We start from the raw sequence: 16,686 nt of genomic DNA, 5'->3' as shown, positions 1-16,686 counted from the left end.
AAATCATATAAATATTTAAGAAAGCAAGATTAGACTAATGGTTTATGGGTTACCGCAAAAATATTGACACTTACATTGATAGCTTTTCAAATGAAATATAGACCAATTTATTCTATAATGTTAATGAAAGTGGGGTGTATCTGATGGATGAACCAATGTATATAAAGATCCACAATCAGATTAAAAGGGATATTGAACAACATGTCTATAATGTCGGCGACCGCATTCCTGCCGAACGGCAATTAGCAATTAAATTTGGCGTTTCACGCATGACCTTGCGTCAAGCCATCAAGACTTTAGAAGAAGAAGGAATTCTTGAACGGCGCCTAGGTAGTGGAACCTATGTTTCAAGTCGGAAAGTTCAAGAAAAGATGTCGGGGATCATGTCCTTTACTGAGATTATGGAGGCTAATGGTCAGGTGCCTTCAAGTAAGTTGATTACTTATAAAGTAGGACAGCCATCATTATCAGAAAAAGAACGATTAAAACTTGAAGACGGCGTATCAGTTTTGCGAATGGAAAGAATTAGATATGCCGATGATTTGCCAATCTGCTATGAAGTCGTTACTGTACCATATCATTTGGTAGAAAAATCAACTAAGGCAGAAATTTCTACTCACTTATATGAAACTTTAGCCAGAAATGGTCATAAGATTGGTCGAGTAACAGAACATATTTCTGCTTCAATCGCTAATGAAAATGATGCTCATTTGTTGTATATCAAAAAAGGTGAGCCTTTAATTACTCGGCGTCAAGTTACTGAATTGGAAGAAGGGCAACCATTTGAATACACCCGGGCACGTTATGTAGCCGAAAGATTTGAATTTACTTTTGCAAAATAAAAAATGAGTAGCAACCAGTTTTTACATGGCTTGCTACTCATTTTTTATTTCAAATCGGCTTTGATTTTACTGGTAGAAATTCCAGGCGTCCGTGGCAGGTAAACCACTTCACAGTATGGCTTAAGAAAATCAAATTTACCTTTCCAGTCGTCACCCATTACAAAGGTATCAATATGGTATTTTTGTACATCAGAAATTTTTTGATCCCAATCGTTTTCAGGGATCACTTCATCAACGTATTTGATAGCTTCTAAGATGTACTTGCGTTCAGCGTAAGTGTTGTAAGCTTCTTTGTGTTTTTTAAACTCGTTAAATTCATCGGTCGAGAGCGCTACAATTAAGTAATCGCCAAGATCCTTAGCGCGTTTTAATAAACGCACGTGTCCATAATGCAATAGGTCAAATGTCCCGTAAGTAATTACTCTTTTCATGTTTTGGTCCTTTTCTAAATCACAAAAAGATAATAGCATATTCTAAGAAAAAGTAAAACTTATCGGCGATTGGTTCAGCTTTTGATACAATAAAAGAAAAAACATTTTGAGGTAATAAGATGTCAAAGGTAAATATACTAGGGGTTAATTTTGACAATAAAACTTTTAAACAATTTCAAAACGAATTTATCAATCGCATTAATAATCATTTATCCACATTTGTAGTCACAGCTAATCCAGAAATTGTGATGGCAGCCAATGAGAATCCTGAATTTATGAAGATTTTACAACGGGATACGGATTACATTACGCCTGATGGAATTGGCATTATCAAGGCCAGTCGCATGATCAAAGAGCCAATGCCAGAACGCGTAACTGGTTATGATTTATTTACTTGGCTGATGCGGGTAGCCGATGAACGTGAACTGCGCGTATATCTTATTGGAGCTAAGCCAGCAGTGATTCATGCTGTTCAAGAAAAAATCGGTCGTGAATATAGCAATCTGAAACTGGTTGGTGCCGAGGATGGTTATTTCACGGAGGACCTTGAATTGGTGGCAAGACGAATCCAGCGGACGCAGCCGGATTTAGTGTTTGCAGCACTAGGCTTTCCTAAACAAGAACAATTGTTAGCAATTTTACGTCGCAACGCCTTACCTGCGTTGATGATGGGTGTAGGTGGTAGCTTTGATGTTTTTTCAGGTCAAGTTAAACGAGCACCAGAGCTTTTCCAAAAGGCTCATTTAGAATGGTTTTATCGGTTGGTAACCAATCCAAGCAGATTTAAACGGATGTTAGTATTGCCCCAATTTGTAGTTAAAGTTCAACAATCTAAGAGAGGGAAAAACAAATAAATGAAGGTTCTGCATATTAATGCTGGTCTTGAAAGTGGCGGTGGCTTATTTCATATCGTCAATCTATTAAAAGAAGCCAAGCTGGCAAACGAAGACTTTGCCCTACTTACTCTGAGCGAAGGCCCAGTTGCCCGGGCTGCACGGGAAGCAGGGATTAGGACTTACGTTTTAGGCGCTAAAAGTCGCTATGATTTGTCAACGACGCGGCGACTTACTAAGTTCATTAATGAAGGACATTATGATATCGTTCATAGCCACGGAGCAAGAGCCAATCTCTATGTTTCTCTGATTAAAAAGAAAATATCAGCGAAATGGTGTATAACGGTTCATTCAGATCCATTGCTTGATTTTGCAGGACGAGGTTTTGTAGGTAATATTTTTACCAAATTGAATTTGCGGGCTTTTCATAAGGCAGATTGCATTTTTGCGATAACTGAAAATTTTGCACAATTATTGCAACAGCGGGTTCACTTAGATCCAGAAAAAATTCATGTCATCTATAATGGAATCTTTTTCCATGATGATAGTCAAATCCCAGCCAAATATGAACATATGTACTTTAACATTATCAATGTTGCGCGAGCAGAAAAGGTTAAAGGTCAGGATTTATTGTTGAAGGCTTTAAAATTAGTTGATGATCCCCACATCCGGTTACATATTGCTGGAGACGGCAGTCAACTAGAAGCTTTGAAAGCTTTAGCGAGACAGCTAGAAATGTCGCCACAAGTTACCTTTCATGGCTTTATGACGCAAAAACAATTGAAAAATCTGTATCGGCGGATGAATTTGGCAGTTTTAACATCATACTCTGAAAGCTTTCCGTTAGTTTTGCTTGAAGCTAGCGACAATCGAATTCCAATTCTATCAACAGCGGTAGGCGATATTCACAAGATGATTCCGGACGAAGAACATGGCTTTATTGCCACGGTAGGTAGCGTAGAATCGATTGCTGAACAATTACGTAAGGCAATCAATATGAATGCTGAAGAGCTAGAAGAAATGGGGGCAGTCGAAAAGCAATATTTAGCTAAAAATTTTGCAATTGCTAATCAATTAATGGCAATTAAGAAAGTTTATACAAGCCTTGTTCAAGATAACTAGGGCGGGTATAATTTGTCTTAAAATGAGAATTAAAGGGGAAAATAATGTTATACCAGGATTATGACAAAGATGATTCTTTGTCTTTGCATACTGATTTGTATGAAATCAATATGATGTACACCTACTTTAAAAAGGGAATTGCCGATCGCAATGCTGTTTTTGAAGCTTTTTATCGGTCAGAGCCATTTGGCAATGGCTTTGCGATTTTTGCTGGATTGGAGCGAATGATTAATTATTTACAAAGTCTTCACTTCAGCGAAAGCGACTTAGCTTATTTAAAAGAAACTCAAAACTATGATGATGATTTCATCGATTATTTGCGCCACCTAAAACTCAAGCTCTCGATCCGTTCAATGCGTGAAGGAGAATTGGTATTTGCCAATGAACCATTAGTTCAAGTTGAAGGGCCACTTGCCCAATGTCAACTTGTCGAAACTGCAATTTTGAACATTATCAACTTCCAAACCTTGTTGGCAACTAAGGCTGCAAGAATCAAATTAGCAGTTCAAGATGATCAACTGATGGAATTTGGTAGTCGTCGTGCTCAAGAAACTGATGCTGCCTTATGGGGTGCACGGGCTGCTTTTATTGGAGGCTTTGATTCAACCAGTAATGTTCGTGCAGGGAAATTATTTGGTATTCCAATTTCTGGAACGCATGCTCATGCCTTGGTCGAAGCTTTTGGTTCAGAATATGAGGCCTTTAAAGCTTACGCTAAAACCCATAAGGATTGTGTTTTCCTAGTTGATACCTATGATACGATTCGTAGTGGTGTTCCTAATGCGATTAAGGTTGCTAGAGAAATGGGCGATAAGATTAATTTCTTGGGCGTAAGAATCGACTCTGGCGACATGGCTTATATTTCTAAGCAAGTGCGCAAAGAATTGGATGATGCGGGCTATCCTGATGCTAAAATCTTTGCTTCGAATGATTTAGATGAAACTACGATCACTAACTTAAAGATGCAAGGTGCCAAAATCGATGTTTGGGGAATTGGTACCAAATATATTACCGCCTTTGATCAACCAGCTTTAGGCGCCGTTTATAAGCTGGTTTCAATGGAAGGCGACAATGGCCAAATGCACGATACCTTGAAGATTTCCTCGAATGCGATTAAGGTTTCTACTCCTGGTAAAAAACAAGTATGGCGGATTAGTGCCAATACGGCCAAGAAAAACGAAGGGGATTGGATTGCTCGTGAAGGCGAAGATCCAACCAGATACCAAGCTTTGTTTATGTTCCATCCGCAATATACTTATATTAACAAAGTGGTAACTGATTTTACGGCTTATCCATTATTGCATGACATTTTTGACCACGGTAAATTAGTCTATAAGCAACCTAGTCTTAGAGGAATTAAGAGTTTTGCAGCTGAAAATCTTAAGGCGCTTTGGGATGAATACAAGCGAAGCTTAAATCCACAAGAATATCCAGTCGATTTGTCACAGGACTTGTACGAGAGTAAAATGTCATTAATCCAAGATATTCGTCGGAAGATAAGGGAAAGAGGCATGAGCCGATGAGAGAGTTACAAAAAAGGATTGTAGAATACGAACATGTTTTACCAGAAATTGATCCTAAAAAGGAAATCAGACGATCAATTGATTTCTTAAAGGATTACTTGAAGGCCAACCCATTTTTAAAGTCATATGTTTTGGGAATTTCTGGTGGACAAGATTCAACCTTAACAGGCAAGCTTTGCCAAATGGCCATTGAGGAAATGCGTGCTGAAACTGGCGATCAAAGCTATCAATTTATTGCAGTAAGATTGCCATACGGCGTTCAAGCAGATGCGCAAGATGCGCAAGACGCAGTTGATTTTCAAAAGCCTGATCAAGATCTGATCGTCAATATCAAAGAACCAGTTGATGCTTTAGTCAAAGTAGTTGAAGCAACGGGTCAAAAAATTACGGATTTTAACAAAGGCAATATTAAAGCAAGACAGAGAATGGTCGTTCAGTATGCGATTGCTGGTGCTAACCAAGGTGCTGTTGTTGGAACCGACCATGCAGCTGAAAACTTCTCTGGCTTTTACACTAAATATGGTGATGGCGCAGCTGATATTACGCCATTGTTCCGCTTGGATAAGCGTCAAGGCAAACAAATGCTTAAAGAATTGGGGTGCCCAGAACATCTTTATCTCAAAGCACCAACAGCTGATCTTGAAGAAGATCATCCATCATTGCCAGATGAAGTTGCTTTAGGCGTAAGCTATGAAGCAGTTGATGATTATCTTGAAGGTCGCGAAGTCGCTCCTGAAGCTGCTGAACAGATCGAAAAATTGTGGAAGAAGAGCGAACATAAGCGTCATTTACCGGTTACGGTCTTTGATGACTTTTACAAAAAATAGTTCTGGAACTTGTAAGAGACGGTAATTTTTATTATAATAATCTCTATCATAAGGGAGTAACAGCAAGGTAATTGCGATAAGCCCAACAACCGAAGTATTGCTTCTGGACTTATCTTAAACAGTGAGACTTATGTGCATTCGTTGCATATAGGTCTCTTTTTTTATTCAAGGAGTGGTTTAATTGAGCGAAAAATACTATAACCAGGATGCAAGTACCGTTTGTCAAAACTTACAAACTACTGAATCTGGTCTTAATTCAGAAGATGCTAAAGCGCGTTTGGCCAAATATGGTCCTAATGCGTTGACCGCTAAAAAGAAGAAAAGCATGTTGATGCGTTTTGTCGATCAATTCAAAGACTTTATGATTATTGTTTTGATCGTAGCCGCAATTCTTTCAGGAGTCGTTGCCAAAGAATGGACTGATGCGGCAATTATCATGATCGTGGTAGTACTTAATGCAGTATTAGGGGTTATTCAAGAAGCACGATCGGAAGCAGCTATCGAAGCCTTGAAAGAAATGGCGACGCCCAATGCGCATGTAAAACGCGATGGTAAAGTTTTAGAAATTCCAAGTACTGAATTAGTACCTGGAGATCTGGTAATGTTAGAGGCCGGGGATGTAGTTCCTGCTGACTTACGACTTTTAACGGCTCATAGTTTGAAAATTGAAGAATCAGCTTTAACTGGGGAATCTGTTCCGGTTGATAAAGATGCTACAACGCTTGAGGGGGATGAGGTTGCTCTAGGCGATCGCGTAAATATGGCATATTCAAGCACCAATGTAACCTACGGTCGTGGTGAAGGTGTCGTAGTTGGCACAGGAATGCAGACAGAAGTTGGTAAGATTGCGAAAATGCTTAATGAAGCCGACGAAACTGACACGCCATTGAAGCAAAACCTAAACCATTTAGGTAAGACGATCACGATTATGATTTTATTGATCTGTGTGTTCGTATTTGCGGTTGGGGTGTTGAAGGCTAGTCCAGTTGATCGTAATTCAGCCTTGATGATCAACATGTTCTTAGTAGCTGTTTCCTTAGCTGTAGCTGCTATTCCTGAAGGTTTGCCAGCAATTGTTACTATTATTTTGGCTTTGGGAACCCAAACGATGGCTAAGCACAAGGCGATCGTGAGAAAGTTGCCAGCAGTAGAAACTTTAGGTGCAACTGATATCATTTGTTCAGATAAAACTGGTACCTTGACCCAAAACAAGATGACCGTTGAACAAATGTTTTATGATGATCAATTGGTTGATAGTAAAGCAGAGATAGCGGCTACTAATCCAGCTTTGTTAGCGATGGTGCTTGCTAATGATACCAAGATTGAAACTAGTGGCAATCTTTTAGGTGATCCAACTGAAACTTCCTTAATCCAATATGCTTTCGATCATAAAATCGATGTGCCAGCACTTTTGACAGAACATGCAAGAGTCCAAGAAGTACCTTTTGATTCTGATCGTAAGTTGATGAGTACGGTTAACAAGTTTGGTGAGCAATACTTTGTTGCAGTTAAAGGTGCACCAGATGAATTGCTTAAGCGGATTGATGCGATTGATATTGCTGGTCAAGTGAGTCCAATGACTGAAACTCGCCGTCAAGAAATCTTAACGACTAATCAGAACTTAGCCAAGAAGGCTTTGCGAGTATTAGGCTTGGCTTACAAAGTAGTTGATGAAGAGTTTGATAATCCATCGACGGAAAACGTTGAACAAGGATTAATCTTTGCTGGGTTAGTCGGTATGATCGATCCAGAACGCCCAGAAGCGAAGGCTGCGGTTGCTGAAGCTCACAATGCTGGTATTAAGACGGTAATGATTACAGGCGACCACCAAATTACTGCCCAAGCAATTGCAGAAAGATTGGGAATTATTGCACCTGGTCAAGATCAACGAGTATTAACTGGTGCGCAACTTGATGATTTAGAGGATGACTACTTCGTAAAACATGTTTCCGACTACAGCGTATATGCACGCGTTTCTCCTGAACACAAGGTAAGAATCGTTAAGGCATGGCAAGCTAATGGCAAAATCGTAGCGATGACTGGTGATGGCGTTAACGATGCGCCTAGTTTGAAGCAGGCTGATATTGGTATCGGAATGGGAATTACGGGAACAGAAGTTTCTAAAGGCGCTGCCGATATGGTTTTGGCTGATGATAATTTCGCTACGATTGTTGAAGCGGTTAAGCAAGGGCGAAAAGTTTTTAGCAATATTCAAAAAGCTATTCTTTACTTAATGAGTTGTAATGTTGGTGAAGTGTTAACCGTCTTTATGATGACGATGCTAGGCTGGGATATTTTGGCTCCAGTGCAATTATTGTGGATTAACTTGGTAACTGATACTTTACCAGCAATTGCTTTAGGAGTTGAACCTACGGAAGCAGGCATTATGAACCGTAAACCAAGAGGAAGAAAATCCAACTTCTTTAGCGGTGGTGTTGCTTCATCAATCATTTACCAAGGTATTTTAGAAGGAGTTTTGGTTCTTGGAGCATATCAAATTGGTTTACACGTAGGACCACACGTTGGCAATCCAAGTTTACAACATGGGGATGCATTAACAATGGCCTTCTTAACCTTAGGTTTGATTCAATTATTCCATGCCATTAATTCAAAATACATTCACCAATCAATTTTCCGGGCCCATACGTTCATTAATAAGTGGTTTAATGGTGCGATTTTACTAGCTGCCTTGATTATGTCAGCGGTAGAAATTCCATTTATGACCAAATTCTTCGATGTAACTGAATTGAACGCTGAACAGTGGCTAGTAGTTCTTTTAGCCGGAGTATTGATGATTGTGATCGTTGAAAGCGTAAAATTTGTTCAACGCAAAATGGGTAAAGCATAATTTTGTTAAAAAGCGCTAAAAGGGGTTGAGTTTCTCGCCCCTTTTTTTGTACTCTTAAGTTATCGAATTTTAGGAAGATATGGCGAAAAAGATGAAAAGTATTTTATTTAGACTTTATCTCACAATGATGAAGCTAATTTGCAAACTTGTTCCAATTCAAAATGATCATGTGGTAGTTTTGAATGGTGCGGGACGTTCAGGCTCTAATGGCTATTTATTTTATAAATACTTGCGTGATAATCATCCTGAATTGAAAGCAACTTTAGTTGAACCATGGCCGTCATCGCACTTACCTTGGTCGGTTTGGAAAAAAATTGCATCTGCACGTTATGTATTTACTACCCATCAACCGTTTAAAATCCATCGTAGTCAATATAATATTCAATTTTGGCATGGAGTTCCGCTAAAAAGAATGGGCTTTATGGCCAACAACACTGAAACTGCTGATAATCTGCGAAACCAAAAATTGTGGCAAAAAACCGATGTAATTGCTTCAAGCTCTGACTTTTATGAAACCTTGATGACTTCTTGCATTGGGGTAGGAGCAGGAAAATATCGCAAGATTGGGTTTCCACGAATGGATTATTTAGATTTTTCTGTACTGTCACAAAGACAGTTGCTTCGAGACTTATTTCATCAAGAAGACAGTCAGGGAAAAATTGGCTTATATGTTCCAACGTTTCGTTATGAATTAGAAGACGAAAAAATTATGGACATGATCAAGGCTGGGAATTTCTTAACTTGTGCTGATTTTGATGCCGAAAAATTAAATGCCGCCTTAAAAGAGCGTCACCAGTATTTATTGGTGAAATTGCATCCCTTTGAAATGCGCTTGTTTGCTGATTTGAAGAGTAACTATTCTAATATTGCATTTTTAAACAATAGTTATTTAGAAAAGAGGAAAATCGATCTCTATCAAATTTTGGCTGCCATGGATTTCCTAATGACAGATTTTTCATCGATTTACTTTGACTATTTAAAATTGGATCGGCCAATCTTATTTATGACGAATCATCTTAAGCAGTATGAACAAGTTCGAGGTCTGCTATTTGGTCCATACAAAGAGGTAACGCCAGGATTCAAGGTTAATTCACAACATGAACTGATTGCTCGATTGGATCAGCTGGATAGCCCTGAAATGCAAGCGCAACGCCATTATTGGTATCAAATTGTCGATCAGGTTCAAGCTGAGAGCAATTGTGATTTGGTTTTTGATGAGATTATTCGTTTAGCAGAGGAACTAAATTGAAACGAACGCTATTAAATATCATTTATAACGCAATTTATCAAATTTTCTTAGTTTTGGTACCGTTGATTACGGTTCCTTATTTATCGCGGGTATTAGGAGCAAAAACCTACGGTATCTATAGTAGCGTTAATAATACGACGCAGTTTCTAATGGTCTTTTGTACCCTGTCGATCTCCTATATTGGTATGCGGACGATTTCGCGGACACGTGCATACGCTGGCCCTGAAGAATTAACGGAAGCTTTTTGGGGATTGTGGTATTTTCAAGCCTTGGCAAGTTTGGTAACGATTATTATCGTGGTTGCGATTGCGACGATTTTCCATATTCAATATTGGAACTACTTGCTCCTGATGGTACCTTATTTAATTTCGGCACAAATTGATATTACGTGGTTTTTCCAAGGCTTAGCTGATTTTGGTAAGGTTGTTTTGCGGAATACGATTGTAAAATTGACTAGCGTAGTTTTGATTTTATGGTTGGTAAAAAATCCTGGCGATCTATGGAAGTATTTATTGATTATGTCACTGACTACGATGCTCGGATCAATGGTTTTTTGGCTAAGCATTGGGACTTATGTTGGTAAGCCGGTAAGGCATTTTTATCGCTATCACGAAACTTTGCGCGCCATTGTTACATTGCTGATTCCGCAGATTGCGACGCAAATCTACACTTCCCTTGATAAGCCACTATTAGGTTATTTCCAGACCTCTACGCAAGTAGCCTATTATGATAATGCCCAAAAGATTTCCAATATGGTTTTAGGGGTAATAACAAGTATTTCGCTTGTGATCATGCCGAAGATGGCTAGTGAGGGAGAAGCTGCCCAAAAACAAGTTTTAAAAAAATCCTTGGAAGCAACGACAATGCTAGGTACCTTATTTGCAGTAGTAATCATGGCTAATACGAAGGAATTTGTCCCATTTTTCTTTGGTAAGGAATTTATTCCGATGACGCCATTGATGTTTTTCTTTACTCTAACCATTATCATGATTCCGATGGGAGGAGTTTTTGCCAATCAATTTGCTTTAGCTAATAATCGCGATCGCGATTATGCGATTCCGGTGGTAATTGGGGCTTTTCTCGAAGTTGGGTTATGTGCTTTGCTAGATCGTTCCTTTGGAGCTGCAGGGGCAATGGTCGCAATTTTAGTAACGGAGTTCATTGTGCTACTTTTGCGTTTGCGGATTGTTCGCGATGGCTATGATTTTAAAGCGGCTTTTGTTGATGTGCCTAAATACTTCTTGGTTGCTGGAGTAACCTTGGCGCTAGGGATGTTTTTACCACAAATATTATCATCGGCATTTTTGAATATGACGCTTAAATCGATTATTATGATAATAGTTTATTTAGCATTGATGTTTTTGATGAAACTTGATTTTAATCAAGATATTATTAAGTTAGTAAGAAGAATAGTTAGAAGGTAAAAGAATGATCCCTAAAATAATCCACTATGTATGGGTTGGTGGCAATCCTAAGTCCAAAGAAATACAACGTTGTATGAAGACCTGGCAAAAGCATTTGAAGGACTATAAGATTATCGAATGGAACGAAAGCAATTTCGATATGAACCAGAATGAATATTTGCGACAGGCTTATAAGGCTAAGAAATGGGCCTTTGTTTCTGATTATATTAGAGCCAAGGTTATTTATGAAATGGGTGGAATTTATCTCGATACGGATGTCATCGTATTAGATGATCTCAAAGATTTGCTTTCCAATCAGGTTTTTGTGGGCTTCGAAAATCCAGAGAATCCATTTACTGCCGTTTTTGGAGCAGTGCCACATCATCCCTTAATCAAAAAGATGTTGGATTACTATGATAATCGGAATTTTACTTTCGATAAAAATGATCAATTGGCTGGTGTAAATACAGTATCGGTTTCTAAGATTTTGATTGATGATTATGGCGTAGCGCCTAATAATGATGAACAGTTTATTATGCGCGATCGAATACATGTTTATTCAGATAACGTTTTGTGCAATCCTTCAATTCATTCAAAAACAATTCACGTTTTCACTGGGACCTGGATGGAGGGCGAAAAGCCATTGAAGCGCAAGATTGTTACCAGTTTGAAGACTAGAATCAGAAATAAGTTAGAAGCAGGATTATATGCCTTACTCTTCAAATAGCATGTCTAAGGCTGAACTCCAACAATTAGTTGAGCAAATTTCGCTTAACTATTTTCAGCGACCATTTTTACATCAAGCTAAAATCAATCGGCGGATGACAACGACAGGTGGGCGATATCATTTGGATGATCATCATCTTGAAATTAATGCCCATTTTTTAGTTCCAGAGTATCGACAAGCATTAATTGGAATCATTAAGCATGAATTATGTCACTATCATTTGCACTTATTGGGATTGGGCTATCGCCATCGGGATGCTAGTTTTCGCACCTTACTTGCTAAGGTAGGAGGTAGTCGGTATGCGCCGGATATTGGCTTGCGCCGGAAAAAAGCTTTTGCTTATCTGTATTTATGTACCAACTGTGGATTAAAATATCCTCGTAAAAGGCGGTTGAACACTAGCAGGTATCGCTGTGGTAAATGTGCAGGTAAATTGAAATTAATCAAAAAACAAAAATAATTATAAAAAAGCTTGCATCAACTTTGATTTTAAGGTAATATAGTTAGGTACCGCGGGCGTGGCGGAATGGCAGACGCGCAAGACTAAGGATCTTGTGGTCGCTTTAGATCGTGGAAGTTCGAGTCTTCTCGCCCGCACTACAGAGGAAGTCGTTGCAAAACGACTTTTTTTTATTTTTATAAGGAAAAAGACATGGCACGAAAAAAGAAAAAACGTGGAAATAAGCTAGCAATTATATTTCGAACTGTACTTTTAATTGTAATTTTGATGATTGCTTTTGTTGCTTTTAGATACTATCGTCGTCAGGCAGCACTTAACGAACAAATTCGGCAAGAACAACTGGCAAGGCAACAAGCGCTTGAAAAGCAAATCAAACAGCGAAAGAAGTTCATAGCTAAAATTGGACCAATTGCCAAAGAAGTTGATAAATCTTTCGATCTCTTGCCAAGTATAACTATTGCGCAGGCTTGTTTGGAGAGCGACTATGGTCAAAGCGATTTGTCACAGAAGTACAATAATTTATTTGGAGTAAAGGGTAGCAATCCCAATACTTCAGCTGTGTTGTCAACTAAGGAATATATCAAAGGTAAATGGATTACGGTTAAAGCTCGCTTCCAAATTTATGACTCCTATGAGGCGTCGATTCGTGCACATGCTCGGTTATTCCAGAATGGGACTACTTGGAATCATAAGCAATATCAGCATGTTTTAGCTGCTAAAACCTATCAAGAACAGGCCCAAGCTTTAGTTAAAGATGGCTATGCGACGGATCCCGATTATGCGGATAAGTTAATAAAATTGATTGAAGAATATAATTTAGATAAATATGATAAATAATTTTTGAGCTGGTTTTTTGCCAGCTTTTTTATATTGCACTTAGGGGATGCATTTTTCAGTAAAAAATACCAAATAGGTTCAAAAATCGACCAAATTGGTATTTTTAGGCTAAAGAGGAAAATGCAGTGCTAGTATGATTTTGTGAGTTGAAGTAGATAACAAGTGACTGGGTCAGTAGCATGTATTGGTTATTTAGAAACAAGTAGGTAGTAATGGGTACGATAGCAATAATTCTTTTCGTAATTTTTTTAATGTTAATATTGACTGCTTTTGCACAAACAATAAAGAATATGAAAAGTAAAGAATACTATGTCTTCACTTTTCGAAAAGGAAAAAGGATCAAGTTAAAGTACAACTCTTTTTGGAGAGCTTATTTTAAACAGCTTGAAGTAGATCTTATAGATTGGATATTTGTACTTTTAACTTTATAGGCGATATATTTTTGTGAGTTGAAAGGGAAAGAAAGTATTATGAGGCAGTAATGATGGAAAACACTTTTTTCAAAGATATGCTATGGACAAAAACGGTTAGTGGTTGCATCATTGCTGGATAATTTTGACGATAGATCTATTCTTACAGCTTAAAAGTAAGATAATTGAAGTAGTGCATTTAAATTTAGCAACGGTGATTGGAATATATTTGTTTGTAGGAATAACTTGTGGATTGTTGCTTTATTTTTCATCTCGTATAAAAAATAAATCGAGAGATTTTGCAAGTAACGTGTATGACAAACTATGTGGAGGAATAAAAATGATAAGAGATCGTCTATATGTTCTGTGTACAGCTATGGTAACAATAGTTCTTAGTAGTCTGGCTATATTGGGTAAAGGAACGGATTTAATACTGACTCCAATGGGAATAATTAATTTAATATTATTGGTTATAGCAGCAATTGGTCTAATAGCATCTACTTTTAGCAGAAAATTAGTGGAATCATTGAGTAAAAAATATAGAGTATCCAATATATGCTGGATTGTGCTAGGGGCAACGATTTTGGCTTCGCTAGCTTATGGTGATGCTAGAAATTGGATTTGGATAGTATATGTGTTGTTTTTGTTCATTTATGTGTTAACTCTCTACATCCGAGGAGATTTCGTAAATGGTAGAGATATTTCCTAAGTTTCAGTTAATAGTATGAAGCATTAAAATTAGTCAGAGTTTACTAGCTCTGGCTTTTTTCTTTCCCAAATCAAAAAGAATAACAAATAAATGGAATAATCGATTCATTATTTAGTTTAGAATGCTTTCTTTGCTATAATAGTTAAGTTCAAATCTATAAATTTTGTGTGAAGGGGATTGTCAATGAGCAAAGAAGCAATATTAGCCGGATTAAATCCGCAACAAAAAGAAGCCGTTGAAACTACGGAAGGCCCATTATTGGTTGTAGCTGGTGCTGGTTCTGGTAAAACATCTGTTTTGACGAGAAGAATCGCTTACTTGGTAGAAGAACAAAATGTTGCACCATGGAATATTCTTGCAATTACCTTCACCAACAAAGCTGCCAATGAAATGCGTGAACGTGAGCAAAAATTATTGGGCCCTGCTGCTGAAAGTATTTGGATGTCAACTTTCCATGCTCTATGTGTGCGAATTTTGCGTCGGGATGCAGATAAAATTAACTATAGTCGCAACTTTTCCATTGCAGATTCGGCAGAGCAATTGACCTTAGTTAAACATATTCAAAAAGATCTTAATATCAATCCTAAAATTTATGATCCACGTGGAGTTCTATCGGCAATTTCTAATGCTAAGAATGCCTTGCTTACGCCTGAAGACTTTGATTCACAGGCCAACTCTCCATTTGAAAAAACCACTGCCAAGATTTATCGGGAATATCAACGACGTTTGGCGCGTGACCAAATTATGGATTTTGATGATTTGATTATGCAAACCTTGGTTTTGTTTAAAAAGGATCCAACTTGCCTACACTACTATCAAAATAAGTTTAAATATATTTTGGTAGATGAATACCAGGATACTAATGAAGCACAATATGAATTGTGTCGTTTACTTGCTAAGCAGTATAAAAATATCTGTGTAGTTGGAGATGCCGATCAGTCAATTTATGGTTGGCGTGGAGCCAATATGGAAAACATCATGAATTTTGAGCATGATTATCAGGATGCTGATGTTAAGACCGTTAAGTTGGAACAGAACTACCGTTCAACTGGACATATTTTGGCAGCTGCTAACTCAGTGATCAAAAACAATCGTAACCGCAAAGCAAAGAATCTCTGGACCGATGCCGGTGATGGAGAAAAGGTAGATTACTATCATGCTCAAAGCGGTGAGGATGAGGCTCACTTTATTATTGGCAAGATCCAAGAAGAAGTTCGTGATCAAGGACGCAACTATAAAGATTTTGCAATTTTATACCGAACCAACTCACAGTCTCGTACGATCGAAGAAAGCTTCGTCAAAGCCAATATTCCTTATCAAATTGTTGGTGGTCATAAGTTCTATGATCGTAAGGAAATTAAGGATATTATGGCTTATCTCAAATTGGTGGCCAATCCTGCTGATACGATGAGTTTTAACCGGATTGTCAACACGCCTAAGAGAGGAATTGGGGCAGCAACAGTTGATAAATTACTTGCATTTGCCGATGAACATCACTATTCGATTATTGAAGCAATGGATAATGTGGAGCTTTCAACGATTGCTACGCGTACGGCTCATAAGCTAAAAGATTTTGCGCTTAAGCTACATGATGCAATCGCCTATGCTCAAGAGCACACCGTTACCGGTTTAACTGAGAAGATTTTAGCTGATTTTGGTTATACTGATGCTTTACATAATGAGCATACGATTGAAGCTGATACCCGTCTTGAAAACTTGGACGAATTCATGTCTGTTACCAAAAACTTCGATGAAAAGTATGAACCAGAAGAAGACGATGCGGTTGCTTTGAATGATTTCTTAGCAGAAGTTTCGCTTCTTAGCGATCAAGATGATATTGAAGATGATAATAAAGTCGCTTTAATGACCTTGCATGCTGCTAAGGGCTTGGAGTTCCCAGTAGTCTTTTTAATTGGAATGGAAGAAGGAATTTTCCCACTATCACGTTCGTTAATGGATGATGGTCAAATCGAAGAAGAGCGTCGATTGGCATATGTGGGAATTACTCGTGCTCGCGAAGAATTATATTTGACCAATGCGTTTTATCGTATGATGTATGGAAAATCCCAGACTAATATGCCATCACGTTTTTTGGAAGAAATTAATGAAGCGGATCTTAAGGTAGAAAATCCAAATGCTGGCAATGTGATTACTAGAAGTCAATTCAATGTTGAAACGGCATCGTTTGCGCAGACTTCCGATCATGCTCGCGGGCAAGTCTTCACTAAGGCTAAGAAAGCAGCTGGTGCTGTTGGAGCTGAAAAAGAAGGCTGGCATGTAGGTGATCAAGTTATCCATAAAGCCTGGGGCAATGGAGTAGTCATTAAAGTTAGTGGCGAAGGCGAGGACATGGAACTTGACATCGCTTTTGCGGAAAAAGGTAAAAAACGCTTGCTAGCTGCCTTTGCACCAATTAAAAAGGTATAATATAAAAGAAGATTGTCGATAGTTGGTTTATCAGAGGT

At 38.2% G+C, this 16,686-nt stretch carries 14 protein-coding genes and 1 tRNA gene; 14 read left to right on the top strand and 1 reads right to left on the bottom strand.

Going from position 1 to position 16,686, the window contains the following annotated elements; genetic code table 11:
• Nucleotides 1-143: 143 nt before the first annotated feature.
• Nucleotides 144-842, top strand: a complete 699-nt coding sequence (locus BN52_RS03910) for a GntR family transcriptional regulator (protein WP_008472928.1) — start codon at nt 144-146, stop codon at nt 840-842.
• Nucleotides 843-886: 44 nt separating this feature from the next.
• On the opposite strand, the gene tagD is transcribed toward BN52_RS03910, so the two are convergent.
• Nucleotides 887-1,273: a glycerol-3-phosphate cytidylyltransferase gene (tagD, locus tag BN52_RS03905; RefSeq protein ID WP_008472927.1), complete on the bottom strand. Its 387-nt coding sequence runs from the start codon at nt 1,271-1,273 to the stop codon at nt 887-889.
• Between the two features lie 119 nt (nt 1,274-1,392).
• On the opposite strand from tagD, the gene BN52_RS03900 reads away from it, so the two are divergent.
• The 13 genes from BN52_RS03900 to pcrA all read left to right on the top strand — a co-directional run bounded on the left by BN52_RS03900 (nt 1,393) and on the right by pcrA (nt 16,648).
• Nucleotides 1,393-2,127 (top strand): WecB/TagA/CpsF family glycosyltransferase, encoded by a 735-nt coding sequence (locus BN52_RS03900; RefSeq protein ID WP_008472925.1) that lies wholly within the window; start codon nt 1,393-1,395, stop codon nt 2,125-2,127.
• The gene (locus BN52_RS03895) at nt 2,128-3,228 is read left to right on the top strand and encodes a glycosyltransferase (RefSeq protein ID WP_008472924.1); all 1,101 of its coding nucleotides are present in this window, start codon (nt 2,128-2,130) and stop codon (nt 3,226-3,228) included.
• Between the two features lie 44 nt (nt 3,229-3,272).
• Nucleotides 3,273-4,751: a nicotinate phosphoribosyltransferase gene (locus BN52_RS03890; RefSeq protein WP_008472923.1), complete on the top strand. Its 1,479-nt coding sequence runs from the start codon at nt 3,273-3,275 to the stop codon at nt 4,749-4,751.
• A complete protein-coding gene (gene nadE, locus BN52_RS03885; RefSeq protein ID WP_008472922.1) occupies nt 4,748-5,578 on the top strand; it encodes an ammonia-dependent NAD(+) synthetase in 831 nt (276 codons plus the stop codon). Before BN52_RS03890 ends, nadE begins: the two co-directional genes overlap by 4 nt.
• Nucleotides 5,579-5,759: 181 nt before the next feature.
• Nucleotides 5,760-8,426 carry a calcium-translocating P-type ATPase, PMCA-type gene (locus BN52_RS03880; protein WP_008472921.1) on the top strand — a complete coding sequence of 889 codons (2,667 nt, stop codon included), beginning with the start codon at nt 5,760-5,762 and terminating at the stop codon, nt 8,424-8,426.
• A gap of 91 nt (nt 8,427-8,517) precedes the next feature.
• The gene (locus BN52_RS03875; protein ID WP_008472920.1) at nt 8,518-9,675 is read left to right on the top strand and encodes a CDP-glycerol--glycerophosphate glycerophosphotransferase; all 1,158 of its coding nucleotides are present in this window, start codon (nt 8,518-8,520) and stop codon (nt 9,673-9,675) included.
• Nucleotides 9,672-11,099: an oligosaccharide flippase family protein gene (locus tag BN52_RS03870; RefSeq protein ID WP_008472919.1), complete on the top strand. Its 1,428-nt coding sequence runs from the start codon at nt 9,672-9,674 to the stop codon at nt 11,097-11,099. Before BN52_RS03875 ends, BN52_RS03870 begins: the two co-directional genes overlap by 4 nt.
• A gap of 4 nt (nt 11,100-11,103) precedes the next feature.
• Nucleotides 11,104-11,805, top strand: coding sequence for a glycosyltransferase family 32 protein (locus tag BN52_RS03865; RefSeq protein WP_008472918.1), 702 nt, complete (start codon nt 11,104-11,106; stop codon nt 11,803-11,805).
• Between the two features lies 1 nt (nt 11,806).
• Nucleotides 11,807-12,265 (top strand): SprT family protein, encoded by a 459-nt coding sequence (locus tag BN52_RS03860; RefSeq protein WP_008472916.1) that lies wholly within the window; start codon nt 11,807-11,809, stop codon nt 12,263-12,265.
• Between the two features lie 52 nt (nt 12,266-12,317).
• Nucleotides 12,318-12,402, top strand: a tRNA-Leu gene (locus BN52_RS03855).
• A 55-nt stretch (nt 12,403-12,457) separates the two neighbouring features.
• Complete coding sequence (locus tag BN52_RS03850) at nt 12,458-13,102, top strand: glycoside hydrolase family 73 protein (RefSeq protein ID WP_008472915.1); 645 nt, start codon at nt 12,458-12,460, stop codon at nt 13,100-13,102.
• 555 nt (nt 13,103-13,657) lie between these two features.
• Complete coding sequence (locus BN52_RS03840) at nt 13,658-14,221, top strand: hypothetical protein (protein WP_156640962.1); 564 nt, start codon at nt 13,658-13,660, stop codon at nt 14,219-14,221.
• 183 nt (nt 14,222-14,404) lie between these two features.
• The gene (gene pcrA / locus BN52_RS03835; RefSeq protein ID WP_008472913.1) at nt 14,405-16,648 is read left to right on the top strand and encodes a DNA helicase PcrA; all 2,244 of its coding nucleotides are present in this window, start codon (nt 14,405-14,407) and stop codon (nt 16,646-16,648) included.
• The last annotated feature ends 38 nt before the right edge of the window (nt 16,649-16,686 follow it).

Origin of the sequence: Lactobacillus gigeriorum DSM 23908 = CRBIP 24.85 (genome assembly GCF_000296855.1) — a bacterium.
GTDB classification, from domain to species: Bacteria; Bacillota; Bacilli; order Lactobacillales; family Lactobacillaceae; genus Lactobacillus; species Lactobacillus gigeriorum.
This window is presented reverse-complemented; position numbering and strand designations above follow the sequence as displayed.

Bases quoted from the DNA above. Each gene is read 5' to 3' on its own strand.
- BN52_RS03895 (WP_008472924.1), top strand. From the start codon at position 2,128: ATGAAGGTTCTGCATATTAATGCTGGTCTTGAAAGTGGCGGTGGCTTA.
- BN52_RS03860 (WP_008472916.1), top strand. From the start codon at position 11,807: ATGTCTAAGGCTGAACTCCAACAATTAGTTGAGCAAATTTCGCTTAAC.
- BN52_RS03865 (WP_008472918.1), top strand. From the start codon at position 11,104: ATGATCCCTAAAATAATCCACTATGTATGGGTTGGTGGCAATCCTAAG.
- BN52_RS03875 (WP_008472920.1), top strand. From the start codon at position 8,518: ATGAAAAGTATTTTATTTAGACTTTATCTCACAATGATGAAGCTAATT.
- BN52_RS03910 (WP_008472928.1), top strand. From the start codon at position 144: ATGGATGAACCAATGTATATAAAGATCCACAATCAGATTAAAAGGGAT.
- BN52_RS03890 (WP_008472923.1), top strand. From the start codon at position 3,273: ATGTTATACCAGGATTATGACAAAGATGATTCTTTGTCTTTGCATACT.
- nadE (WP_008472922.1), top strand. From the start codon at position 4,748: ATGAGAGAGTTACAAAAAAGGATTGTAGAATACGAACATGTTTTACCA.
- tagD (WP_008472927.1), bottom strand. From the start codon at position 1,273: ATGAAAAGAGTAATTACTTACGGGACATTTGACCTATTGCATTATGGA.
- BN52_RS03900 (WP_008472925.1), top strand. From the start codon at position 1,393: ATGTCAAAGGTAAATATACTAGGGGTTAATTTTGACAATAAAACTTTT.
- pcrA (WP_008472913.1), top strand. From the start codon at position 14,405: ATGAGCAAAGAAGCAATATTAGCCGGATTAAATCCGCAACAAAAAGAA.
- BN52_RS03850 (WP_008472915.1), top strand. From the start codon at position 12,458: ATGGCACGAAAAAAGAAAAAACGTGGAAATAAGCTAGCAATTATATTT.